The organism is Nocardioides sp. URHA0032 (assembly GCF_000620645.1).
Taxonomy (GTDB): Bacteria; Actinomycetota; Actinomycetes; order Propionibacteriales; family Nocardioidaceae; genus Nocardioides.
The window spans coordinates 442,266-465,045 of record NZ_KK211159.1 but is presented as its reverse complement, the minus strand read 5'-3'; the positions used below and the strand labels follow the sequence as shown (position 1 = coordinate 465,045).

Below are 22,780 nucleotides of genomic sequence, written 5' to 3'. Positions count from 1 at the left end.
AGGCGGCATGACCCTGCAGATCGAGGACCGGGCCCGGGTCCGGACGCTGACCCTGGACCGCCCGGAGGCGCTCAACGCGTTCAACGAGGAGCTCTACGACGCGACCACGGAGGCGCTGCGCGCGGCCGCGGACGACCCCGACGTCGCCGTCGTGCTGCTGACCGGGAACGGGCGCGGCTTCAGCGCCGGCACCGACCTGCTCGAGATGCACGCCCGCGCGACCGACCCCGCGTTCGTGCCCGGCGAGCACGGGTTCGTCGGGCTGGTCGACGCGCTCGCGGACTTCCCGAAGCCGCTCGTCTGCGCGGTGAACGGCGTCGGCCTCGGCATCGGTACGACGATCCTCGGCTTCGCGGACCTCGCCTTCATGTCGACCACGGCCCGGCTCAAGTGCCCGTTCACCAGCCTGGGCGTGGCGCCCGAGGCGGCCTCGTCGTACCTGCTGCCGCGGCTGGTCGGCCGTCAGGCCGCCGCATGGGTGCTGCTGTCGGCCGAGTGGATCTCTGCGCAGGAGGCACGGGAGATGGGCCTCGTCTGGAAGGTCTGCGAGCCCGACGACCTGCTGCCCGAGGCGCGGCGGCACGCCGAGCTGCTGGCGGCCAGGCCGATCTCGTCGCTGGTCGCCGTGAAGCGGACGATGACCGAGCCGCTGCGGCCCGACATCGCGGCGGCGCGCGAGCGGGAGAACGCGGCGTTCGCGGAGCTGATGGGCGGGCCGGCGAACCTCGAGGCCCTGACCGCGTTCGCGGAGGGCCGGGAGCCGGACTTCACCAGCTTGCCGGCCGGCTGGTGAGCACCCGCATCGCCAGGTCCGTCGTCGCGGGCACGCCGAGGTAGCCGACCACCTGGGCGATCCGGTCCGGGTCGAGGGGCAGCAGGCCGGGGCTGCCCGGCAGGTCCGGGGTCAGCCCGAGGTCGAGGTCCGTGCGGCCCGACATCATCGACAGGTTGAACTCGAACCGCTCCCGGGCCGCGGGCGTGGCGAGCTTCTTCAGGACGGAGGCACCGATGCGCGGGCGGCCGACCTCCGCGCAGTAGGAGTCCAGCGTCGCCACCAGGGTCGCGCCGCCGCAGTGGTCGATGTCCGCCCAGACCGCCCGCATCGAGCCCATCTCGGACAGCAGGAACGGCGCGATCTTCTCGCCGATCCCGGGCACACCGGGCAGGTTGTCGCTGGCGTCGCCGCGCAGGGCGGCGTACTCCAGGTAGTGCTCGGCGGCGATGCCGTACATCGCCCGCAGCCGCGCCGGGTTGAGCAGCGGCGAGCCGTTGATGCCGCCGCTGATCAGCCGCAGCACCTGGGTCGACCCGCTGATGTGCGCGAACGCGTCGCGGTCGGAGGTGACGAGCACGCAGCTCCACCCGTGCTCCTCGGCCCAGGTGGCCGCGGAGGCGTTCACGTCGTCGGCCTCCAGTCCCGCCGGCGTCACGGTGAGCATGCCGAGCGCGTCGAGGAGGGCGGCGGCCCGCTCGAGCTGGTCGACGAGGGCCGGGTCCTTCTCCGCGCGGCCCGCCTTGTAGGCGGGGTACGCCGTCTCCCGGATCGACGTCCGCCGATCGTCGAGGCCGAACAGCACGGCGTCCGGCGCGAACTGGTCGATCGCCTCCAGGATCTGCCGGAGCATGCCGTGCAGCGCCCACGCGGGCCGGCCGCCGCGGTCGAGCAGCCCGGACTCGGCGCGGGCGTGGTGGTTGCGGTGCAGCAGCGAGGGCGCGTCGACCGCGAGCAGCAGCCTCGTCACAGCAGCCCGATCGAGGCGGCGTGCCGGCGTACGGCGTCGCTGTCGGCGGCCAGCACGAACGGCACGTCGGCGTCCCAGGCGTCGGTCACCTGCTCGACGCGGCCGTCGCCCGGGTCGAGACGCACCTCCCGGATGTAGACGGCGCTGACCCGGCCGGGGTGCGCCCGCACGATGTCGGCGTAGATCGCGGGGTCCTTCTCCCCCGAGTCGCCGATCAGCACGAACGACAGCTGCGGGTGCAGCCGCAGGATCTCCTCGATCCGCTCGTGCTTGCGGGCCCGGCCGTCGTGATCGCCGATCAGGTCGCGCAGCAGCAACGGCCCGATCGGGAAGTCCCGGTGGCGCAGGAACCCGCTGAGGAACGCGTGCAGGTTCCACGGGCTCGACGACACGTAGAAGACCGGGTTGCGGTCGCCGTCGGCCAGGTCGCGGTACAGGTCGGGGGCGCCCTCGAACGGCGTGCGGGTCAGCTCGGACCCGGCGAACGTCTGCAGCAGCATCTCCCCCAGGCGCTGCACCCCGGTCTCCACGATCGTGTCGTCGACGTCCGAGACGACCCCGAACCGGGCGTCGGGGCCCGGCACCCGGATCGCCGTCGTCGTGCGGAACCCCGGCTCCAGGCCGCGGTACGCCGCGCGCAGCTCGACCAGGCCGCGCTCCCACGGCTCACCGAGCCTGGACGGGCGCAGCTCGACCCGGAAGTAACCCTCGCGGTCGGTCTCCACGTCGGCGACCGCGTCGCCGACCGCGACCCGCAGGGGTACGGCGGCGAGCTCGTCGGTCGCGAACTGGCCGAGGCTGCGGCGTACCGCCGCCCCGATCCCCTCGCCCTCGACCGCCGCCGCGGGCGCCGGGTTGTCGAGCACCCGGCCGCGGACCACGACGCCCTCGGGGCCGCCGTGCCCGCCGTACGCCTCGATCCGGAAGCTCTCGGGCGGTCGGCGCCGCTTCCGGCGGCGGAGCAATGCCTCCAACGCGTGCTCGGCGTCCACGAGGATGCGCTGCTTGCGGCCCACGGCGCGACCCTACTGTCGGCGCCGTGCTCTTGAATGGGGGCGTGCTCCTCGCGGACGTCGTCACCACCTCCGGCACCGTCGCCGCGACCCGGTCCCGCAAGGCCAAGGTCGCGGCGATCGCCGAGCTGCTCGCCCGCGCCTCGCCCGGCGAGCTCGAGACCGTGACGGCGTACGTCGGGGGCACGCTCCGCCAGCGGCGCACCGGGCTCGGGTGGCGCGGACTGGCGTCCCTGCCGGCGCCCGCTCCCGAGCCGACGCTCACCGTCGTGGAGGTGCACGAGGCGTTCGACCGGCTCGCGGCGCTGTCCGGCTCCGGGTCCCAGGCGGCGCGGGCAGCGGCGGTCGCGGACCTGCTCGGCCGGGCGACGGGCGAGGAGCAGCAATGGCTGCGCGGCGTCGTGACCGGAGCGGTGCGGCAGGGCGCGCTCGACTCGCTCGTCCAGGAGGGCCTGGCGGTGGCAGCCGACGTGCCGCTCAGGGCCGTGCGCCGGGCCGCGATGCTCGGCGGCTCCACCGTCGCGGTTGCGCGGGCCGCGTTCGCCGGTGTCGACGCGCTCGGCGAGGTGGGGCTGGAGGTGCTCCGCCCGGTGCTGCCGATGCTGGCGTCCAGCGCTCCGGACGTGCCGGCCGCCCTGGCGAAGGCCGGATCGGGCGCACCGGTCGCGGTCGACCAGAAGCTCGACGGCATCCGGATCCAGGTGCACCGGTCCGGCTCCGAGGTGCTCGTCGCCACCCGGTCGCTGGAGGACATCACGGCACGGCTGCCCGAGGTGGTCGAGGTGGCGCTCGCGCTGCCGGCGACGTCGTTCGTGCTGGACGGCGAGGCGCTGGCGCTCGACGAGGCCGGTCGGCCGCGGCCGTTCCAGGAGACCGCGTCGCGGACCGCGATGGGCGAAGGGATCGCGGTCACGCCGTACTTCTTCGACGTGCTGCACCTCGACGGCCGGGACCTGCTCGACGCCCCCGCCTCCGAGCGGGCAGCCGCGCTCGAGCGCCTCGTGCCGGAGCGCTACCGCGTCCCCCGGCTGGTCACCGCCTCGTCCGACGAGGCCGAGTCGTTCCTCCGCGACACCCTCGGCTTCGGCCACGAGGGCGTGGTGGTGAAGGACCTCCAGGCGCCGTACGACGCCGGCCGCCGCGGCTCCGCCTGGATCAAGGTCAAGCCCGTGCACACCCTCGACCTGGTCGTGCTCGCGATCGAGTGGGGCTCCGGGCGGCGGCAGGGCTGGCTCTCCAACATCCACCTCGGCGCCCTCGACCCCGCCACCGGCGGGTTCGTGATGCTCGGCAAGACCTTCAAGGGCATGACCGACGAGATGCTCGCCTGGCAGACCGAGCGCTTCACCGAGCTCGCCGTCGGTCCGACCGACGGCTACGTCGTCACCGTCCGCCCCGAGCAGGTGGTGGAGATCGCGTTCGACGGCGTCCAGCGCTCGACGCGCTACCCCGGTGGCGTGGCGCTGCGGTTCGCGCGGGTGGTGCGCTACCGCGACGACAAGCCGGTCTCCGAGATCGACACGATCCACAGCGTGCTGTCGTACCTACCCGGCGGCTAGCCGAGTACGACCAGCGCAGCAACATCTCGTGCAATCTGGGCGAGTTGTCCGCCGGGCTCGATGCTGAGGTCGGCCGTCACCCGGACTGGCGATGCCCGGCTCCTCCCGGTGCTCGACCCACCACCTGTCGCGCCACCGGCGTGGCCTGTCGCGCCACCGGCGCAGCGTGGACTGGTTCACCCCGTCCACGCCGTCGAGGCCCGCCTCGCGCCACAGCATCCGGGCCGGCGGTGGATCTCGCGATCCGGCGCTCTCGCGTCGGCCGAGCCGGCCGCTCTACCCTCCATACTTTCAGGCCATTTGCGGGTCATTTCTGCCCGGTGTCGTTGACTCAGCAGGTCGCGGGGAGGAGCGTCGTCGGGGCAGTGGAAGTCGCCCGCCGGATCGCCGCGGGGCCCATCCCCACTCGGTCCGACGCTCGGCGGAACCCGATTCAACGCGTCCCTCGGAGGCCCCCATGATCGGCACCAAGACCCACACTCGCCTGGCGCTCGTCGCCGCATCGGCCCTCGCCGGTGCGTCGGCGTCCGTAGTCCTGACCGCGTCCCCGTCGGCGGCGGCGGCCGACGTCACCCACAGTGGTGAGCAGGAGTGCTTCTTCGAGCCGGGAGACGTCCCCGGCGTCGACGAGTTCTTCCCCGCCGACTGCACGATCGTGGTCTCCGACAGCGGACGCACGACCGTGGTCGCCCGGGGCTGGCTGCCGGACGGCTACAGCTTCGACACCGCGGTCAGGGCGACCATTCCGTGCTTCGAGGCCACCGGAGAGCTCGTGGTGACGCCGAGCGGACGCGTCACCGCCACTTGCCACTTCTAGGGACCGGTCCCCGCGCCGGCGGGTCGCTCGCAGCTTGCGTCCGGACCTGAGGTCGCAGTGGCCGAATTGCAGACCAGTGTGGGCGGTTGATGACGGACTGGTCGCCAGCGGTCGACACGGTGCGCGGGTTTCTCGCGGGAACCTAGGCTCGAGGCATGGCACGGGAGAAGAAGCGCTGGCGCGACCTCACCCAGCGGCAGCAGCGGCTGATCATCGCCGGTGGGATCGCGGAGCTGGTGCTCACCACGGCCGCGAGCCGTGACCTCGCGCGGCGACCGGCCGGCGAGGTGCGTGGCCGCAAGTCGCTGTGGGTGCTCTCGTTCGTCGTCCAGCCGTTCGGCCCGCTGGCCTACCTCCTGGTCGGCCGCCGGACCGGCTGAGCGGCGTACCGGGCCGGTCAGCCGAGGTCGAGGACGGCCGCTCCGACAGGTGGCCTCGCTGCCGCGGTCCGGACCGAGATCACGCAGGTCTCGCCGGACTGCGGGTCGACCGTGAGGTCGACCTCACGCACGGTCGTGTCGCCACCGGCGACGGTCCCGGTCGTCACGATGTGGGGGAAGTCGCCCACCAGGGCGACCTCGAGGCGGCGCTCGGAACGGCACGGATGACCGGTGTTCGCGGCGCCCACGTGTCCGGTCTGGACCGTCGCGGTCGCACGACTGATCGTGTCGTCGGCCCCGAGCGCGTCCGTGGCGGCGGCGACCGCAGCGTCGTAGTCGTGCTGGTCGAGCGACCCGTGCGGGAGGCCGGTGGCGCGCGCGACAGGGGCCGGTCGGTCGGGCTCGCCGCTGCTGCAGCCGACCATCAGCACCGGGAGCGCGAGCAGCCCGGCGACGGCGACGGTCGAGGAGCGGCGTACTCCCATGGCAGCAGTATGCACGCGGACTCCGTCACACCCGTGCAACTGACAGTTGCACAGCCGTACGATTCTCCGGTGAGCACCTCCGAGACCGACGGCCGGCGTACCGCCGCTGCCGCCCGGCGCCGGGCGCGGGAGAAGGACATCATCGCCGCGACCCGCGCGCTGTTCGACGAGCGCGGCGTCCGGGACGCCCAGATCGAGGACATCGCGAGAGCGGTGGGGATCAACCGGGCGATCGTGTACCGGCACTTCACCGGCAAGGAGGAGCTCTTCGCGCTCACGCTGGTCGAGTACCTCGACGAGCTGCGGGTCGCGCTGACCGAGGCGTCGGCATCGAGCGAGGACGCCGAGCAGCGCCTGACCGCGATGGTCGGGGCGTTCGTCGACTACGGGGTCGCGCACCCGGCGTTCGTGGACTGCGCCCAGACGCTGATGCGGCGCACCGGCCCCGACCTGCTCGACGAGATGTCCGAGAGCGCGCTGTTCCGGCTCGGCCGCGGCATCTCCTCGTGCCTGGCGCTTCTCACCCAGGTGCTCGAGGACGGCGTCGAGGCCGGCGAGTTCCGCATCGAGGACCCGGTCCTGCTCGCGAACACGCTCTACGCCAGCGGCCTCGGCGCGCTGCAGCTCGCCCGGGTCGGCATCCTCGTCAAGGAGGCCGCGCCCGGCATCCCCACCGTCGGCCAGATCTCCCCGGAGCAGGTCCGCGACTACCTGGTCGCCTCCGCGGTGGCGCTGGCCGAGCGCTGACTCGACCTCAGCGCTCCAGGATCGCCACGACGCCCTGGCCTCCGGCTGCGCAGATCGAGATGAGGGCCCGACCGGAGCCCTTCTCGGCGAGCAGCTTCGCGGCGACGTTGAGGATCCGGCCGCCGGTGGCGGCGAACGGGTGGCCCGCGGCGAGCGAGGAGCCGTTGACGTTCAGCTTCGAGCGGTCGATCGAGCCGAGCGGGGCGTCCAGGCCGAGGCGCTCCTTGCAGAAGATCGGGTCCTCCCACGCCTTGAGCGTCGCGAGCACCTGCGAGGCGAACGCCTCGTGGATCTCGTAGAAGTCGAAGTCCTGCAGCGTGAGACCGTGGCGGGCGAGCAGCCGCGGGACGGCGTAGGCCGGGGCCATCAGCAGGCCCTCGTTGCCGTGCACGTAGTCGACCGCGGCGGTCTCGCTGTCGACCAGGTACGCCAGCGCCTCGAGCCCGTGCTCCTCGGCCCACTCGTCGGAGGACAGGAGCACGACGGATGCGCCGTCGGTGAGCGGCGTGGAGTTGCCGGCGGTCATCGTCGCGGCCTCCCCGCGACCGAAGACCGGCCTGAGCTTGGCGAGCTTCTCCACGGAGGAGTCCGCACGCAGGTTGTTGTCGCGCTCGACGCCCCGGAACGGCGTGATCTGGTCGTCCAGGAAGCCGCGCTCGTACGCCGCCGCGAGGTGCTGGTGCGACGCGGCCGCCAGCTCGTCCTGCGCCTCGCGGGTGATCTCCCACTCCAGCGCGGTGAGGGCGGCGTGCTCGCCCATGGAGAGCTTGGTGCGCGGCTCGCCGTTCTGCGGGATCTCCAGGCCGATGTCGCCGGGGCGGATGGCACCGAGCGCCTTGATCCGGCCGGCGGTGTCCCGAGCGGCGTTCACCTTCATCAGCTTCTTGCGCAGCTTGTCGCTGATCGCGACCGGCGCGTCCGAGGTGGTGTCGGTGCCGCCGGCGATGCCGGCGTCGATCCGGCCGAGCGCGATGTCGTTGGCGACCACGACGGCGGCTTGGAGTCCGGTGCCGCACGCCTGCTGGATGTCGATCGCGGGCGTCTCGGGCGCGAGCTTCGAGCCCAGCACCGACTCGCGGGTGAGGTTGAAGTCGCGCGCGTGCTTGAGCACCGCGCCGGCGACGACCTCGCCGACCCGCTCGCCCTGGAGCCCGAAGCGCTCGACCAGCCCGTCGATCGCAGCGGTGAGCATCTCCTGGTTGGAGGCGTCGGCGTAGCCGGTGTTCGAGCGGGCGAACGGGATCCGGTTGCCGCCGAGGACGGCGACGCGGCGAGTGCTGTCCGATGTGGGGGTGGGCATGGGTTCATCCTCCTTCGGCGGGGGGAACGAGAGAAGTGCATGAGGGGCAGATCACGAAATGTGGACGCCGAGTTACACGAGGAGTTACATACCCACCATGAGCGATCTCTACCAGGGCTTCACCGCGTCCGCGATCGGCAAGCAGGTGACCAGGCTGCTGGGCCTCCCCCAGCCCGCCCGGCTCGAGCGGTACGCCGAGGGCGCGGCGCTGGTGGACGGCACCGTCCTGGTCGGCGGCCGCGGACGGCTGGCCGACGAGCTGGTCGGGATCCTCGACTCGCTCGGCGTTGCGGCCGTCACCGACGACGCCGGTGCCGACACATTCAAGGGACTGGTCTTCGACGCGACCGGGCTGACGTCGTCGGCGCAGCTCGTCGAGCTGCGCGACTTCTTCACCCCGCTCCTCCGGCGCCTCGACAGCTGCCCGCGGGTCGTCGTGATCGGCACGCCACCGGACCAGGCCCGGGACGACGAGCGGGTGGCCCAGCGGGCGCTCGAGGGCTTCACGCGCAGCCTCGGCAAGGAGATCGGCCGCGGCGGCACCGTCCAGCTCGTGTACGTCGCCGAGGGTGCCGAGGGCGCGGTGCACAGCACGCTCGCGTTCCTGCTCTCGCCGAAGTCCGCGTACGTCTCGGGCCAGGTGGTGCGCATCGGCGCGCACGGCTCCAAGGACGCCGGTGCGGTCGGTGACTGGCTGCGCCCGCTCGAGGGCCGCGTCGCGCTGGTCACCGGCGCGAGCCGCGGCATCGGCGAGCAGATCGCGCGGGTGCTGCACCGGGACGGCGCGACGGTCGTCGGCGTCGACGTACCGCAGGCGGCCAGCGAGCTCCAGGCCGTGATGACCGAGCTCGACGGCGACCACCTCGTGCTCGACATCACCGCCAAGGACGCGCCGCAGCGGATCGCGCGGCACCTGAGGGAGAAGCACGGCGGGGTCGACGTGGTCGTGCACAACGCCGGCATCACCCGCGACCGGAAGCTGGCGAACATGGCCCGCTCGGAGCAGGGTGACCGGTTCGAGCAGGTGATCGCGGTCAACCTCACCGCCCCCGAGCGGATCACCCGCCACCTCCTCGACGAGAAGGTGGTCAACGACAACGGCTCGATCGTCGGGGTGGCGTCCATCGCCGGCATCGCGGGGAACGTGGGACAGACCAACTACGCCGCCTCCAAGGCGGGCGTGATCGGCCTCGTCGACGCCCTCGCCGACGAGCTCGACCGCGGCATCACGATCAACGCGGTGGCGCCGGGCTTCATCATCACGCAGATGACCGCGGCGGTGCCGTTCGCGAGCCGCGAGGTCGGCCAGCGCCTGAACGCCATGGCGCAGGGCGGCCTGCCCGTCGACGTCGCCGAGACGATCGCCTGGTACGCCAGCCCCGGCTCCACCGCCGTCAACGGCAACGTGGTCCGGGTCTGCGGCCAGATGATGCTGGGTGCCTGACGTGCTGCCCACCCTGGTCAAGGCCGCGCTGCCGGCCGTCCCGGGCGTCAACCTGCTGCCCGGCATCCGCAGGACCGGCGGCGGGCTCCCGGACGTCTCCGAGGTGCGGCACGACGTACCCGTCGACGCGAGCCACGTCGGGAGGTACGCCGACCTGTGCGGGTTCCCCCGCAAGGACACCCTGCCGCTGCCGTACCCGCACCTGCTGGCGTTCGGCCTGCACCTGCAGATCATGACCTCGGGCTCGTTCCCGTTCCCGGCGATCGGCACGGTGCACGTGGAGAACTCCATCACCCAGCACCGGCCGATCGCGCTCACCGAGCAGCTGCAGGTGACGGCGCGGCCGGACCACCTGCGCGCACACCCCAAGGGCCAGGTCTTCGACATGCTCACGGCGGTCCACTCGCGCGGCGAGCTGGTGTGGGAGGAGACCTCGACGTTCCTGCGCCGTGGTCGCGGGTCGCAGGACGCGCCCGGGGGGTCGACGTTCCCCGAGGCTCCCGCACACGGCATCACCTGGCAGCTGCCGGGCGACCTGGGCCGCCGGTACGCCGGGGTGTCCGGCGACCACAACCCGATCCACCTCTCCCCGCTGACCGCGAAGGCACTCGGGTTCCCGCGGCAGATCGCGCACGGCATGTGGTCGATGGCCCGGTGCGTCGGCGCGCTGGAGAACCGGCTCCCCGACGCGGTCACCGTCGCCGTGGCGTTCAAGAAGCCGATCGTGCTTCCCGGCACGGTGGCGTTCGGCTCGCGGGCGACCGAGGACGGCCACGCGTTCTCGCTCTCGTCCCCGCGGGACGGCTCGCCGCATCTCGCGGGTGCGGCGACACGCGTCGGCTGATCGGCTCGCCCGCGGCGCGGGCCTCAGCGCGGGACGAGCGCCACCACCGGGATCACCCGGTCGGTGTTGCGCTCGTAGTCCGCGAAGCCGGGGTAGAGCGCGGCCTGCTGGGCGTACTTCTCGTCGCGCTCGGCGCGGGGCAGCTCCTCCGCGCGGACCTCGAGCACGTCGTCGCCGACCTCGATGGAGGCGTCGGGGTGGGCCGTGAGGTTGTGGTACCAGTCCGGGTTGTCGGGGGCGCCGCCCTTGGACGCGAACACGAGGTACCGGTCGCCGTCGCGCAGGTACATCACCGGGTTGACCCGCTCCTGCCCGCTGCGTGCGCCGGTGGTGTGCAGCAGCAGGAGCGGCGCACCCTCGAAGTCCCCGCCGACCCGGCCGTGGTTCGCGCGGAAGTCCTCGATGATCGTGGCGTTGTAGTCCGACATGCTCCCATCCTGCCTCGGGCCCGCAGGCCCTCGCTAGGATCGCCGCCGGACGGACGCATCGACGTACGACGGGGGTGGCCCACGAGCAGGAGACGGCTCCTCGGGCGCGCGCCGCTCGCGCTCGCCGGGCTGGTGCTCGCGACCGCCTGCACGGCCGCCGACTCCCCCGCTCCGGCGACCGCCTGGACGGAGGTCCGGCTGCCGCGTGGGTTCCGGCCGGCCCTCCTGGCGGCCGGGCCCGGCGACACCGTGCTGGTCGCGAGCGACGGTCACGTCAGCGGTCGCCCGGGGCCGCGCCTGCTCGACGTCGACGGCGGCGACGTGCACGAGCTGCCGGTGTCGCCGGCCAGCTACTACGGCCGCCGGGTCGTCTGGCACGGCATCGCGGCAGCCGACGAGCGGCTCTTCGCCATCGGCGGACGGTCGGGCGGCGCCCACGGCATGACCCGGTGGACGGCCTGGTCGGGGTCGGCGCCCGACGGGCTGCGCGAGGACGTGCAGGACTTCGAGACGTTCGGCGGCCCCAGCTCCGGGGGCATCGTCGGCATCGTCACGCCCGCCGGCGGGCCGCCGCTGCTCGTCGGCTCGCGCGTCAGCGACGAGGGCTCGGGGCTGGACGTCGCGATCTGGGAGTACGGCGACCGGACCTGGCTACGCCGGCCATCGTCAGGCCCGCTGGCCGCGAGCGACGGCGCCCAGCCGGCCGCGCACGGCGCCTCGGTCCGCGGCCGTGGCGTCGTGATCGCCGGCTCGGTCACGACCTTCCGCGACGGCGTGCGCACCAGGCCGGCGATCTGGACCTCACCGACGGATGACGGCCCCTGGACCAGGACCCTGCTGCCCGCCGACGGGGACGACCCGGCCGAGGCCGGCTCCGTCGCGTGCGACCCGGAGGGCGGCTGCCTCATCGGCGGGTACGCCGGAGACCACCTCGCCGCCTGGCGACTCTCGGCGAGCGGTGGTGTCACCGTGGCCGGTCCTCCGGCCGTGCCTGCCGGGCCGGCACCGGTGCGGGTCGCCACGAGCCACGCGGCCGGACGCTTCGCCGTCGCCGTGAGCGATCCGGCCGGCGGCGGCCAGGTCCTGGTCGAGGAGTCGGGGCGCTGGACGCGACTCGGCCTGCCGTCCGCCGCGGTCATCTCCGTCGCGCAGACCACGGACTCGCTGTGGCTGGTCGCGGCCTGCCCCGACGGCGCGTGCCTCTGGCGTCACGTCGAGTAGCCTCACCGGCCCAGGGCGTCGATCACGGGGAGAAGACATGTCCGAACCGCAGCAGCCGTCCCAGAGCGACTGGCTCACGCCCACCGCGGCCGGCATCGCCGGCCTGGTGATCGCGGGCCTCAGCATGCTGAGCAACGGCACCTGGCTGCTGGCCGTGCAGGCGTGGCTCAACCGGAACGGCTCCAGCGCGCTCAGCGACACCGTGATCCTGAGCGGCATCGCCCAGGCGGTGCTGGCCGCGGGCGCCCTCGTGCTGGCCCGTCGCGCGCTCGCCGCACCCCTCGGCACCGCCCGTCACCTCGGCGGCGCGACCATCGTCGTCGGTCTCCTCGGGCTGGGCGTCGCGGGCCTGACGATCCTGGCCGGCATCGCGGGAGCCGGCTAGGCCTGACCCGGCCCCTCGTACCCGTCGTGGCGCGGGCGGATCAGCCCCTCCTGGGCGACGGTCGCCACGAGCGAGCCGTCCTGGGTGAAGACCTTGCCGAACGCCAGCCCCCGTGCGCCCTGGGCGGACGGCGACCACTGGTCGTAGAGCCACCACTCGTCGGCGCGGAACGGCTGGTGGAACCAGATCGTGTGGTCCAGCGAGGCCATCTGCGTCCTCGCCGGGTTGCCACCGTGGGCGGCGAGGGTGGAGCCGAGCAGGCTGACGTCGCTGGCGTAGGTGAACGCCGCCGTGTGCACCGACGGGTCGTCCGGGAGGCCCTCGCGCAGCCGGATCCACATCCGTGCCTGAGAGACGTGACCGCCGTCCGGCTCCAGCCCGTAGCGGGTGTTGCCGAGCCAGCGCACGTCCAGCGAGCCCCACTCCTTGCCGAGCGCGTCCGCCTCGGCGTTCCCGCCCTGGCGCATCACCTCCACCAGGTCGAGGCCGGTCTCGGGCGCGCCCACCGGCGGCATCGCGTCCTGGTGCTCCCAGCCCTCCTCAGGGCGCTGGAAGTTCAGCGACTGGTAGTAGATCGGCCGGCCGTGCTGCCGCGCGACCACGCGCCGGGTGACGAACGACCGGCCGTCGCGCGGCCGCTCGACGTCGTAGACGATCGGGACGCCGTAGTCGCCGCCGAGCAGGAAGTAGGAGTGCAGCGAGTGGACGCTGAACTCGGGCGGCACGGTGCGTACGGCGGCGACCAATGCCTGCGCGGCGACCTGGCCCCCGTACACGCGGGCCCGTTGCGTCTCCGGTTGGTGACCGCGGAACAGGTCGGTGTCGAGCTCCTCCAGGTCGAGCAGGCGGACGAGCTCCTCGGTGGGGTTCACGAGCGCACCTTCCGGATCACGGCTTCCTGTGCGACCGAGGCGACGAGCCGGCCCCCACGGCTGAACACGTTGGCGAGCACCAGGCCCCGGCCGTTGGAGGCCGCGGGCGACGTCTGGTCGTAGAGCCACCAGTCGTCGGCGCGGAACGGCCGGTGGAACCAGATCGTGTGGTCGAGCGACGCCACGAACACCTCGCCGGAGCCGAAGCTGAGGCCGTGCGCGGAGAGCGCGGCGCCGGTCAGCGTCATGTCGGAGAGGTAGGTGAAGGCCGCCGCGTGCCAGAACGGGTCCTCCGGGAGCTCCGAGGAGACCCGCAGCCAGACCCGCTGCCGGGCCGGCCGCGTGGGGTCGTCCTCCAGCTCGTCGATCCGCCGGATCTCGGCGACGTCCCACTCGTCGGCGTGCTCCTCGCCGTGCGCGCGCCGGCCGACCGGGCGCGACTCCTCGGGCGAGGGCACCGCGGGCATCGGCTCCTCGTGCTCGTAGCCGGACTCGGGCTTGTGGAAGTTCAGGGTCTGCGCGTAGATCGGCCGGCCGTGCTGCTGCGCGATCACCCGCCGGGTCACGAACGACCGGCCGTCGCGCAGGTTCTCCACGTCGTAGATCGTCGGCACCGAGGGGTCGCCCGGCTGGAGGAAGTAGGAGTGCAGGGAGTGGACGGCGTACGGCGTCTCGACGGTCCGCGACGCGGCGACCAGCGCCTGCGCGGCGACCTGGCCGCCGAAGACGATCGGCCGCGTGGTCGGCATCTGGGCGCCCCGGAACAGGTCGTCGTCGATCGTCTCGAGATCGAGCAGCGCGAGCAGCTCGTCGGCGTCGCGCGGCATCAGTCCTCGTCCTCGGCGGCCGTGTCCGGTCCGTCGAGGCCGGCGAGGAACCGCTCGAACTCCTTGCCGAGCTCCTCGCCGGTCGGCAACCGCTGCTCCTGGGCGAGCAGGCCGGACCCGCTCTCCTCCGCGCGCTCGAACGCGTCGTACTGCCGCTCCAGCGCCTCGACGATCTCGCCCACCTCCTCGTTCGCGGACAGGTAACGGGCGATCTCCGCCTCCCGGTCCTCGGCCTCGGCGCGCAGGCCGGACAGGTCGATGGTGAGCCGGCCGGCGATCTCGACCTGCTCCAGCAGCGCGGCGGACGCGCGCGGGTAGTCCATCTGCGCGAGGTAGTGCGGCACGTGCGCGACGAAGCCCATCGCGTCGTGGCCCCACTCCCCCAGCCGGACCTCGAGGAGGGACTGCGCGCTGCTGGGGATCCGCAGCTCCCCGCGCCACGGGCTCTCGCCGGTGAGCAGGCCCGGGTTGTTGGCGTGGTGGGTGATCGCGATCGGGCGGGTGTGCGGCACCGCCATCGGGACCGACCCCATCCCGACCACGCGGGTGACGCCGAAGCGCTCCACCACCTCCCGCACCGCCAGGCAGAACGCCTCCCACCGGGTGTCCGGCTCCGGCCCCTGCAGCAGCAGGTACGGCGTACCGCCGGCGTCGTCGAGCAGCCGCACGACCAGCCGTGGCGCGTCGTACGACGCGTAGTGGTCGCGCACGAAGGACATCGGCGGTCGGCGGGCCCGGTAGTCGTGCAGCTCGTCCACGTCGAAGGTCGCCACCACCCGGCCGTCGGAGAGGTCGACGAGGTGCTGCGCGGCCCGGCTCGCGGCGTTGCCCGCGTCGAGGAAGCCGTCGAGCACGAGCACCATCGTCAGGGACGAGAGGTCGTCGAGCTCGGGGACGTGGTCGACGATGTGGACCAGGCGGTCGGGCATGCGGGACAGCGTAGTGGCGAGGGCGACGTCACACGGGCACCGGGTGATCGTGTAGTTACCGCAGGGTAACCTGACCGCGATCCCGACCCCAAGGAGACCAGAGTGTCCCGTCAGCTGCGAGAGGTCGTCTTCGTCGACGGCGTGCGCACGCCGTTCGGCAAGGCCAAGGGCCAGTACGCCGAGACCCGTGCCGACGACCTCGTCATCAAGTGCATCCGTGAGCTGCTGCGGCGCAACCCGTCGCTGCCGCCGGAGCGCGTCGACGAGGTCGCGGTCGCCGCCACCACCCAGATCGGCGACCAGGGCCTGACCATCGGCCGCACCGCCGCGCTGCTGTCCGGGCTGCCGCAGAGCGTCCCGGGCTACGCGATCGACCGGATGTGCGCCGGCGCGATGACCGCAGTCACGACCACCGCGTCCGGCATCGCCTTCGGCGCGTACGACGTCGCGATCGCCGGCGGCGTCGAGCACATGGGCCGGCACCCGATGGGTGAGGGCGTCGACCCGAACCCGCGGATCATGTCCGAGCGGCTCGTCGACCCGGACGCGCTCGTGATGGGCAGGACCGCCGAGAACCTGCACGACCGCTACCCGACGATCACCCGGGAGCGCGTGGACGCCTACGCCGTGCGGTCCCAGCAGAGGACCGCCGCGGCGTACGACGCCGGCAAGCTCCAGCCCGACCTGGTGCCGGTGGCGACCCGCTCCGAGGAGCTCGGCTGGGGCCTGGCGGTCAGCGACGAGCCGATGCGCCCGGACACGACCATGGAGTCGCTCGCGACCCTGAAGACGCCGTTCCGGCCGCACGGCAAGGTGACCGCCGGCAACGCCGCCGGCATCAACGACGGCGCGACCGCGGCGCTGCTCGCCGACGAGGAGACCGCGCGTGAGCTCGGCCTGCCGGTCAAGATGCGGCTCGTGTCGTACGGCTTCGTGGGCGTCGAGCCCGAGGTGATGGGCGCCGGCCCGATCCCGGCCACCGAGAAGGCCCTCGAGCACGCCGGCCTGAGGATCGACGACATCGGCGCCTTCGAGGTCAACGAGGCGTTCGCCGTGCAGGTGCTGGCGTTCCTGGAGCACTTCGGCATCGCCGACGACGACGCCCGGGTGAACCCGTACGGCGGCGCGATCGCGATGGGCCACCCCCTGGCGTCCTCGGGAGTCCGGCTGATGACGCAGCTCGCGAAGGCGTTCGAGGAGCGCCCCGAGGTGCGCTACGGCCTGACCACCATGTGCGTCGGCATCGGCATGGGCGGCACCGTGATCTGGGAGAACCCGCACTGGACCGGAGAGGTGGCCTGACATGGCGATCGAGAAGCTGCTCGCCCGCGCCCAGGAGATCTCCTCCGACGCCGAGCGTGTGACGCAGGCGCACCTGCGCAAGGTCCGCCTCCCGCGCTCCGGCGTGCTCGGCCTGATCACGCTGGACAACGGCGAGGACCACACGAAGCCGAACACGTTCGGCCCGCGGTCGCTGCTCGCCCTGAACGACGCGATCGACGCCGCGCTCGCGGACCACGAGGTCGTCGCGGTCGCGGTCACCGGCAAGCCGTTCATCCTGGCGGCCGGTGCCGACCTGACCTCGGTCGCCGGCGGCGGGCCCGACAGCGTGCGCGTCGTCGCCGAGCTCGGTCACCACGTGTTCCGCAAGCTCGGCGAGGGTGGCAAGCCGTCGTTCGGCTTCATCAACGGCCTCGCGCTGGGCGGCGGCCTCGAGGTCGCGCTGCACTGCACCTACCGCACGGTGATGGACAGCGCGCCCGCGCTGGGGCTGCCCGAGGTCATGCTCGGGCTCGTCCCGGGCTGGGGCGGCGCCTTCCTGGTGCCGAACCTGCTGGGCGCCGACGCGGCCGTGACGGTGATCCTGGAGAACCCGCTCAACAACGGCAGGACGCTGAACGGCGAGGCGGCGTACGAGGCCGGTCTCGCCGACGCCGTGTTCTCCGGGGCCGACTTCCTGGAGCAGTCGCTGCTCTGGGCCGATGCGGTGCTCAGCGGCGAGCTGGTCGTCCAGCACGCCGAGATCGATCGCGGCGCCGGGTGGGACGCCGCGATCGAGCGGGCCCGGGGCCTCGTGCAGTCACGGACAGGTGGCGCGAGCCCGGCGGCGCTCCAGGCCGTCGAGCTGATCGACGCCGCCCGCGACGGCGACCGCGACGCCGGCTTCGCGCGGGAGGACGACGCCCTGGAGGCGATGTCGCACACGCCGGAGCTGATCGCGTCGCTGTACGCCTTCGACCTCGTCCAGAAGCGCGCCAAGCGGCCCGCGGGTGCGCCCGACCGGGCACTGGCCCGCCCGGTCACCAAGGTCGGGATCGTCGGTGCCGGCCTGATGGCCTCGCAGCTGGCGCTGTTGTTCGTACGCCGCCTGGAGGTGCCGGTCGTGCTGACCGACCTGGACCAGGAGCGCGTCGACAAGGGCGTCGGCTACGTGCACGCCGAGATCGACAAGCTGCTCGCCAAGGGCAGGATCAACGCCGACAAGGCGAACCGGCACAGGTCACTCGTGACCGGCGCCGTCGACAAGGGCGAGGTCTTCGGGGACGCGGACTTCGTCATCGAGGCGGTCTTCGAGGAGATGTCGGTCAAGAAGTCGGTGTTCGCCGACGTCGAGAAGGCCGTCTCCCCCGCGTGCATCCTCGCGACCAACACCTCGTCGCTCTCGATCACGGAGATGGCGGCGGACCTCGAGCACCCCGAGCGGGTCGTGGGCTTCCACTTCTTCAACCCGGTCGCGGTGATGCCGCTGCTGGAGATCGTCAGGGGCGAGCGGACCGACGACGCCACGCTGGCGACCGCGTTCGCGACCGGCAAGGCGCTGAAGAAGACGACGATCCTGGTCAACGACAGCCCGTCGTTCATCGTCAACAGGCTGCTGGGCCGGTTCATGAGCGAGGTCGGCCGGATCGTCGACGAGGGCACGCCGGTGCCGGTCGTCGACGGCGCCTTCGCGGGCGTCGCGCCGATGCCGCCTCATCAGCTGCTCGCGCTCGTGGGCCCGGCGATCGCGCTCCACAACGTGGAGACGCTGCACGCAGCGTTCCCGGACCGCTTCTACGTCTCGCCCGCCCTCGAGCGCGTGGTGGCGGCGCGGAAGTCGTCGTACTACGGCCCGGACGGCGCCCTCGACCCCGAGGTCGAGGCGCTGCTGGAGACTCCCGCCGACCCGATGGTGCTCGGGCAGGCGGAGGTGCGCACCCGCGTCCTCACCGGCCTCGCCGACGAGGCCCGCCGGATGCTCGACGAGGGTGTCGTCGCGGCGGCCGAGGACCTGGACCTGGCGATGATCACCGGGGCCGGCTTCTCGTTCTGGAACGGCGGCCTGACCATGCTGCTCGAGCGCGAGGGCCTCGGCAGCTTCCACTAGGTCGACGCGGGTGGGCCCGGCAGGGTCACGCGGAACGTCGTGCCCCTGCCGAGCTCGCTCTCGACCTCGACCGAGCCCCCGTGCGCGCCCACGATCGAGGCGACGATGCTCAGCCCGAGGCCGGTGCCCGGCAGGTGTCGCGCGACGGCCTCGCCGCCGCGGAAGAAGCGGCCGAACACCTGGTCGACCTCGTCCTCGGCGATGCCGATGCCGGTGTCGGTGACGTCGAGCTCGACGCCCTCCCCCGCCTGCCGCACGGTCACCTCGACCGAGCCACCGGCGCGGCTGTACTTGACGGCGTTCGACAGCAGGTTGTCGACGACCTGCCGCAGCCGCTGCCCGTCGGCCACCACGGGCACCCGCTCGGGCATGTCGACGCGGACCGCCACGCCGCCGCGGTCCGCGGAGACGCGAGCGGCCTCGACGGCCTCGGTCACCACGGCGGTCAGGTCGAGCGGCGCGGGCTGGAGCTCCAGCGTGCCGTCGGCGACCTGGCCGATGAGGAGCAGGTCGGACAACAGCCCCTGGAGACGGAGCGCGTTGCGCTGCACGACGCGGAGCCGGGCCGCGACCTGCTCGGTGAGCTCGGGGTGCTCCCCGAGCAGCTCCAGGTGCCCGAGCACCGACGTCAGTGGCGTCCGCAGCTCGTGGGAGACGGACGCGACGAACTCGTCCTTGACCTGGATGGCGCGCACCAGCTCGGTGATCTGCTGGTACGCCAGCGCCGCGCCCAGCCGCTCGCCGTCCGGACCCCACATCTGCCGGGCCGAGGTCGAGTACGCCTGCCGGGTCGCCGGGTCAGCGCCCACCCAGTACGTGTAGTCGTCGAACTCCTCGCCCTGCGTGGCGCGGTACGACGGCATCTCCTCGCGCGTCATCAGCGTCTTGCCGTCGAGGTGGTACACGTGGCCGAGCTGACCCGCCGCCCCGTCGTGGCCGTCGGGGAACGGGACGTGGATGCTCTGCGCGTGCCGCTTGTTCATCCGCCGGTAGGTGCCGTCCGGTCCGATCAGCAGGAGTCCCACGTTCACCGTCTCGAAGATCGCCTCGAGCTCCGCGCGGGCCGCCTCGAGACGCTCCTCGTACTCCTGCTGCGCGGTGACGTCGAGGATCTGGGAGATGAAGTGCAGGGGCTCGCCGTCCGCGGTCCGCACCAGGGCGACCGACAGGTCCCCCCAGACCACGTGTCCCGCGGAGTGCAGGTAGCGCTTGCGGATCCGGTAGGAGTCGATCTCCCCGGCCAGCGCCTGGTGGAAGAGCGCGAGGTCCGCGTCCAGGTCGTCGGCGTGGGTGAGCTCCTGGAAGCCCTGCCGGGAGAGCCCGGCCTCGTCGTACCCGAGCATCTCCGCCAGCGCCCGGTTCACCATCACCAGGCGGCCGCCCAGGTCGACGACGGCCATGCCGATCGGCGAGTGCTGGAGCATGAGCCGCCACAGGTCGGCGTTCTCGCCCGCACCCTCCATCGGCGCCTCCGTCCCGAGCACTGGTGTGCACACCGTAGAGGAAGTTGGCACCATGAGGTCGTGCACCGCGCCATCGCCTTCCTGGCCGCCCTCCTGCTCGCCTCCACCGCGCCGTCGCCGGCGTCCGCGGCGCCGGACTGGGTCGTGACGGCGCAGCAGCGGCTCAACCACCTGGGCTGCCACGCCGGCCCGGCGGACGGCGAGGTCGGGCAGTGGACCCGGTCGGCGGTGATCCGGTTCCAGTCCCGCGAGGGCGTGCGGCAGAGCGGCCACCTGGACGCCCGGACCCGGCAGCGCCTGGCCGACGAGGACGCGCCGCGGTGCGACGTGCGCCCGGTCCCCGGTCACTCCGGGTCCGGACGGCGGATCGTGGTCTCGCAGCACCAGAACTGGGTCTGGCTGGTCGGCCCGAAGGGCGGCGTGGCGGACCAGGGTCCGATGGTCGACAACCCTTCCGTGCTGCACCGGGGCTCGTACGGCGTCGGCTCCTACTGCGGCCGGGCTGCGCGGATCAAGCTCAACCAGTCGACCGGCGGCGACGTCTGGCTGGACGACTTCGTGCGGTTCGCGCCGTGCGGGATCGGCTTCCACCGGATCCCCCGGTCCAAGGCCACCGGCAGGCAGATCCACGCCGACTGGCTCCTCGGCACGAATCTGGCGTCGTCGCACGGCTGCATCCGGCTGAGTCGGGAGCTGTCGAAGCGGGTCTGGGACTTCACCACGCGACGGACCCCGGTCCGCGTGGTCTGATCCTGTGCGGAACCGCTCCGCGGTACCCCGCTGCATGGGAGCATCGGCCCATGGCGTGGCAACCGTCCGCGGAGCTGCTCGATGACCTGATGGTCGCCGCCCTGGCGGCCGACGACACCGGGCGGATCGTCTACGCCAACCGCGCCGCGACCGCCCTGTTCGGCTCGGGGCCCGACGACCTGGTCGGGTCGATGCTGCGGGAGCGGCTGTTCGAGGAGGCCGAGGTCGGCGCGGCCGAGGAGATCTCGGCACGGGTGCTCATGGGTGCCACGTGGAGCGGCGAGCTCTCCGCCCGGTGCTCCGGGCAGCACGTCCGCGAACTCGCGACGTCGTGGTCGCCCGTGTACGACGGGAAGCGGGTGACCGGCGTGCTGCTGCTCGCGGAGGACACCCAGCACGCGCGCATCCTGACCCGACGACTGAACCGGCTCGCGAACGTCAGCACCGACCTGCTCGCCGCCCGCACCCTTCAGGACGTCGCGCGCGTCGTCACCGACGAGATGACCGACGCCGCCGGCGCGACGGTCGGCTCGATCTCCCTGGTCGTCGACGACGAGACGCTGACCCTGGTCGCGATCAAGGGCGGTACGCCGGGGGTGGCCGACCGCTGGACGTCGTTCCCCCGTGCCAGCCGGACGCCGGCCGCCGAGTGCCTCCGCAACCGCCGGGTCCTCGTGCTGCACGGGCGCGACGAGATCGCCGCGCGCTACCCGGACCTCGAGCGCGCGGCCACCGGGGAGCGGTCGATGGTGTGCCTGCCGCTCGTGGTCGGCGACCGAGAGCTCGGCGCGGTGACCATGTCGTTCCCGGGCCGGCGTCGGTTCGACGCCCCGGAGCTCGCGTTCCTCACGCTGCTCTCCGAGATGTGCGCCCACGCGATCGACCGGATCCAGGCGCAGGCAGCCGCCCACGACCGCGAGACGAAGCTGGCGTTCCTCGCCGAGGCCACGGTCCGGCTCTCGGGCGACCTCGACTACGAGACGACCCTCGCCGCCGTGGCCGAGGCCGCGGTGCCCTGGTTCGCGGACTGGTGCGCGGTGGTGGTGGCGGAGGACGGCCGGCTGCGCACGATCGCGTTCGCGCACGCCGACACCGGGCAGGGCGACCTGGTCGACCGGCTGCAGACCGACTACCCGCCCGAGCCGGACGCGTACGCCAGCCCCGGCGAGGTGCTGCGCACCGGCCAGTCGGTGCTGGTGCCCGACATCACCGACGAGATGCTCGAGGCTCGGGCGGTCGACGACGAGCACCTCCGGCTGCTGCGGGACGTCGCGCCGCGCAGCATGATGTCCTGCCCGCTCATCGCCGGGGACCGCGCGCTCGGCGTGGTCACCTGGGTCGCCGGCGAGGGCAGCCGGCGCTTCGACGCCGACGACCTGGCGTTCGCCGAGGACCTGGCGAGGCGGGCGGCGATCGCGATCGACAACGCCCAGCTGCACTCCGAGGTCCGCGACGTCGCGCTGCGACTCCAGCACGCCGTGCTGCCCGAACGGCTGCCGCGGCTGGCCGGCTGGGAGACCGCGGTCGTCTACCAGCCCTCCGGGCGCACCGACGCCGGCGGTGACTTCTACGACGTGGTCGACCTCGGCGGCGGCCGGATCGCGGCGTTCGTCGGCGACGTGATGGGCCGGGGCGTGCAGGCCGCCTCGGTGATGGCGCAGATGCGGTCGGCGATCCGCACCCTCATCGCGCTCGACCCGGCGCCGGAGTCGGTGCTGACCGGCCTCGACCTGGTCTTCGACCGGCTCGACCTCGAGCACCTCGTCACGATCGCCTACGCCCTCGCCGACCCGGCCGCCGGCACCCTGGAGCTGATCAGTGCGGGGCACCCCGCCCCGCTGCTGCTGCGCCCCGGCGGCTCGATCGAGGTGGTCACCCATGCGGAGACCATGCTCCTCGGCGCCGGCGGCGGTGCCCGCAACGTCGTGACCGTCCCGTTCGACCCGGGCGACGTCGCCCTGCTGTTCACCGACGGGCTCGTCGAACGGCGCGGTGAGGACACCGACGCCGGCATGGACCGCCTGGTCGACGCGTGCCGGCGGATCGACGCCCCCGCCCTCGACACCTGGCTGGAGGCCGTGGTCGACGAGGTGCGCGACCCGACCCGCGACGACGACGTGGCGGCCCTCGCCGTACGACGCGGGTAGCTGTCGTATCGGGTTCGACCTGTTCGTGGTACTCGTGACAGACGGCCACCACGAGCACAG

The 22,780-nt window shown here is 73.1% G+C and carries 22 protein-coding genes; 13 read left to right on the top strand and 9 right to left on the bottom strand.

The window, feature by feature from the left end; translation table 11 throughout:
* Window positions 1-7: 7 nt before the first annotated feature.
* On the top strand, window positions 8-793 hold the full coding sequence (locus N538_RS0115920) for an enoyl-CoA hydratase/isomerase family protein (protein WP_028638104.1): 786 nt from the start codon (window positions 8-10) through the stop codon (window positions 791-793).
* On the opposite strand, the gene N538_RS0115915 is transcribed toward N538_RS0115920, so the two are convergent.
* Both N538_RS0115915 and N538_RS25825 read right to left on the bottom strand, forming a co-directional pair.
* Window positions 768-1,742 carry a 5'-3' exonuclease gene (locus N538_RS0115915; protein ID WP_028638103.1) on the bottom strand — a complete coding sequence of 325 codons (975 nt, stop codon included), beginning with the start codon at window positions 1,740-1,742 and terminating at the stop codon, window positions 768-770. The two genes, N538_RS0115920 and N538_RS0115915, sit on opposite strands and share 26 nt — an antisense overlap.
* Window positions 1,739-2,758, bottom strand: coding sequence for an App1 family protein (locus tag N538_RS25825; RefSeq protein WP_036571088.1), 1,020 nt, complete (start codon window positions 2,756-2,758; stop codon window positions 1,739-1,741). The genes N538_RS0115915 and N538_RS25825 overlap by 4 nt, the downstream gene beginning before the upstream one ends.
* Before the next feature lie 41 nt (window positions 2,759-2,799).
* Here N538_RS25825 and N538_RS0115905 point away from each other — a divergent pair, with 41 nt between their 5' ends.
* The 3 genes from N538_RS0115905 to N538_RS0115895 all read left to right on the top strand — a co-directional run bounded on the left by N538_RS0115905 (window position 2,800) and on the right by N538_RS0115895 (window position 5,511).
* Window positions 2,800-4,314 (top strand): ATP-dependent DNA ligase, encoded by a 1,515-nt coding sequence (locus N538_RS0115905; protein ID WP_028638102.1) that lies wholly within the window; start codon window positions 2,800-2,802, stop codon window positions 4,312-4,314.
* Between the two features lie 457 nt (window positions 4,315-4,771).
* A complete protein-coding gene (locus N538_RS0115900) occupies window positions 4,772-5,131 on the top strand; it encodes a hypothetical protein (protein ID WP_028638101.1) in 360 nt (119 codons plus the stop codon).
* Between the two features lie 155 nt (window positions 5,132-5,286).
* The gene (locus tag N538_RS0115895) at window positions 5,287-5,511 is read left to right on the top strand and encodes a PLDc N-terminal domain-containing protein (protein WP_028638100.1); all 225 of its coding nucleotides are present in this window, start codon (window positions 5,287-5,289) and stop codon (window positions 5,509-5,511) included.
* Between the two features lie 17 nt (window positions 5,512-5,528).
* On the opposite strand, the gene N538_RS0115890 is transcribed toward N538_RS0115895, so the two are convergent.
* Window positions 5,529-5,996, bottom strand: coding sequence for a hypothetical protein (locus tag N538_RS0115890; RefSeq protein ID WP_028638099.1), 468 nt, complete (start codon window positions 5,994-5,996; stop codon window positions 5,529-5,531).
* Window positions 5,997-6,065: 69 nt separating this feature from the next.
* On the opposite strand from N538_RS0115890, the gene N538_RS0115885 reads away from it, so the two are divergent.
* Entirely contained in the window at window positions 6,066-6,743 is a 678-nt protein-coding gene (locus N538_RS0115885; RefSeq protein WP_028638098.1) for a TetR/AcrR family transcriptional regulator, read from the top strand.
* Between the two features lie 7 nt (window positions 6,744-6,750).
* Here the strand turns inward: N538_RS0115885 and N538_RS0115880 are convergent, their stop codons facing one another.
* The gene (locus tag N538_RS0115880; RefSeq protein ID WP_028638097.1) at window positions 6,751-8,043 is read right to left on the bottom strand and encodes an acetyl-CoA C-acetyltransferase; all 1,293 of its coding nucleotides are present in this window, start codon (window positions 8,041-8,043) and stop codon (window positions 6,751-6,753) included.
* Window positions 8,044-8,140: 97 nt separating this feature from the next.
* On the opposite strand from N538_RS0115880, the gene N538_RS0115875 reads away from it, so the two are divergent.
* Entirely contained in the window at window positions 8,141-9,487 is a 1,347-nt protein-coding gene (locus tag N538_RS0115875; RefSeq protein ID WP_028638096.1) for a 3-oxoacyl-ACP reductase, read from the top strand.
* A complete protein-coding gene (locus tag N538_RS0115870) occupies window positions 9,480-10,331 on the top strand; it encodes a MaoC family dehydratase (RefSeq protein WP_036570755.1) in 852 nt (283 codons plus the stop codon). The genes N538_RS0115875 and N538_RS0115870 overlap by 8 nt, the downstream gene beginning before the upstream one ends.
* Before the next feature lie 23 nt (window positions 10,332-10,354).
* Here N538_RS0115870 and N538_RS0115865 read toward each other — a convergent pair whose 3' ends face one another.
* Entirely contained in the window at window positions 10,355-10,759 is a 405-nt protein-coding gene (locus tag N538_RS0115865; protein WP_028638094.1) for a nitroreductase family deazaflavin-dependent oxidoreductase, read from the bottom strand.
* A gap of 132 nt (window positions 10,760-10,891) precedes the next feature.
* Between N538_RS0115865 and N538_RS27550 the strand changes: the two genes are divergently transcribed.
* Window positions 10,892-11,980, top strand: coding sequence for a hypothetical protein (locus tag N538_RS27550; RefSeq protein ID WP_051549348.1), 1,089 nt, complete (start codon window positions 10,892-10,894; stop codon window positions 11,978-11,980).
* Window positions 11,981-12,017: 37 nt separating this feature from the next.
* Window positions 12,018-12,365, top strand: a complete 348-nt coding sequence (locus N538_RS0115845) for a hypothetical protein (protein ID WP_028638093.1) — start codon at window positions 12,018-12,020, stop codon at window positions 12,363-12,365.
* On the opposite strand, the gene N538_RS25815 is transcribed toward N538_RS0115845, so the two are convergent.
* The 3 genes from N538_RS25815 to N538_RS0115830 are packed head-to-tail and all read right to left on the bottom strand — an operon-like array spanning window position 12,362 to window position 14,993.
* On the bottom strand, window positions 12,362-13,237 hold the full coding sequence (locus tag N538_RS25815) for an acyl-CoA thioesterase (protein WP_036570752.1): 876 nt from the start codon (window positions 13,235-13,237) through the stop codon (window positions 12,362-12,364). The genes N538_RS0115845 and N538_RS25815 overlap by 4 nt on opposite strands.
* On the bottom strand, window positions 13,234-14,064 hold the full coding sequence (locus N538_RS0115835; RefSeq protein WP_028638092.1) for an acyl-CoA thioesterase: 831 nt from the start codon (window positions 14,062-14,064) through the stop codon (window positions 13,234-13,236). Before N538_RS0115835 ends, N538_RS25815 begins: the two co-directional genes overlap by 4 nt.
* Window positions 14,064-14,993, bottom strand: coding sequence for a proteasome assembly chaperone family protein (locus N538_RS0115830; protein WP_028638091.1), 930 nt, complete (start codon window positions 14,991-14,993; stop codon window positions 14,064-14,066). The genes N538_RS0115835 and N538_RS0115830 overlap by 1 nt, the downstream gene beginning before the upstream one ends.
* Window positions 14,994-15,095: 102 nt before the next feature.
* On the opposite strand from N538_RS0115830, the gene N538_RS0115825 reads away from it, so the two are divergent.
* Both N538_RS0115825 and N538_RS0115820 read left to right on the top strand, forming a co-directional pair.
* Window positions 15,096-16,295: a thiolase family protein gene (locus N538_RS0115825; protein ID WP_028638090.1), complete on the top strand. Its 1,200-nt coding sequence runs from the start codon at window positions 15,096-15,098 to the stop codon at window positions 16,293-16,295.
* 1 nt (window position 16,296) lies between these two features.
* Entirely contained in the window at window positions 16,297-18,360 is a 2,064-nt protein-coding gene (locus N538_RS0115820; RefSeq protein ID WP_028638089.1) for a 3-hydroxyacyl-CoA dehydrogenase NAD-binding domain-containing protein, read from the top strand.
* On the opposite strand, the gene N538_RS25810 is transcribed toward N538_RS0115820, so the two are convergent.
* Window positions 18,357-19,844: a sensor histidine kinase gene (locus N538_RS25810; protein ID WP_197025363.1), complete on the bottom strand. Its 1,488-nt coding sequence runs from the start codon at window positions 19,842-19,844 to the stop codon at window positions 18,357-18,359. The two genes, N538_RS0115820 and N538_RS25810, sit on opposite strands and share 4 nt — an antisense overlap.
* A 39-nt stretch (window positions 19,845-19,883) precedes the next feature.
* Between N538_RS25810 and N538_RS0115810 the strand changes: the two genes are divergently transcribed.
* Window positions 19,884-20,573 (top strand): L,D-transpeptidase family protein, encoded by a 690-nt coding sequence (locus N538_RS0115810; RefSeq protein ID WP_028638088.1) that lies wholly within the window; start codon window positions 19,884-19,886, stop codon window positions 20,571-20,573.
* 50 nt (window positions 20,574-20,623) lie between these two features.
* Window positions 20,624-22,720 carry a SpoIIE family protein phosphatase gene (locus N538_RS0115805; RefSeq protein WP_028638087.1) on the top strand — a complete coding sequence of 699 codons (2,097 nt, stop codon included), beginning with the start codon at window positions 20,624-20,626 and terminating at the stop codon, window positions 22,718-22,720.
* The last annotated feature ends 60 nt before the right edge of the window (window positions 22,721-22,780 follow it).

Bases quoted from the DNA above. Each gene is read 5' to 3' on its own strand.
- N538_RS0115920 (WP_028638104.1), top strand. From the start codon at position 8: ATGACCCTGCAGATCGAGGACCGGGCCCGGGTCCGGACGCTGACCCTG.
- N538_RS0115820 (WP_028638089.1), top strand. From the start codon at position 16,297: ATGGCGATCGAGAAGCTGCTCGCCCGCGCCCAGGAGATCTCCTCCGAC.
- N538_RS0115865 (WP_028638094.1), bottom strand. From the start codon at position 10,759: ATGTCGGACTACAACGCCACGATCATCGAGGACTTCCGCGCGAACCAC.
- N538_RS0115875 (WP_028638096.1), top strand. From the start codon at position 8,141: ATGAGCGATCTCTACCAGGGCTTCACCGCGTCCGCGATCGGCAAGCAG.
- N538_RS0115805 (WP_028638087.1), top strand. From the start codon at position 20,624: ATGGCGTGGCAACCGTCCGCGGAGCTGCTCGATGACCTGATGGTCGCC.
- N538_RS0115880 (WP_028638097.1), bottom strand. From the start codon at position 8,043: ATGCCCACCCCCACATCGGACAGCACTCGCCGCGTCGCCGTCCTCGGC.
- N538_RS0115900 (WP_028638101.1), top strand. From the start codon at position 4,772: ATGATCGGCACCAAGACCCACACTCGCCTGGCGCTCGTCGCCGCATCG.
- N538_RS0115895 (WP_028638100.1), top strand. From the start codon at position 5,287: ATGGCACGGGAGAAGAAGCGCTGGCGCGACCTCACCCAGCGGCAGCAG.
- N538_RS0115845 (WP_028638093.1), top strand. From the start codon at position 12,018: ATGTCCGAACCGCAGCAGCCGTCCCAGAGCGACTGGCTCACGCCCACC.
- N538_RS0115835 (WP_028638092.1), bottom strand. From the start codon at position 14,064: ATGCCGCGCGACGCCGACGAGCTGCTCGCGCTGCTCGATCTCGAGACG.
- N538_RS0115830 (WP_028638091.1), bottom strand. From the start codon at position 14,993: ATGCCCGACCGCCTGGTCCACATCGTCGACCACGTCCCCGAGCTCGAC.
- N538_RS0115890 (WP_028638099.1), bottom strand. From the start codon at position 5,996: ATGGGAGTACGCCGCTCCTCGACCGTCGCCGTCGCCGGGCTGCTCGCG.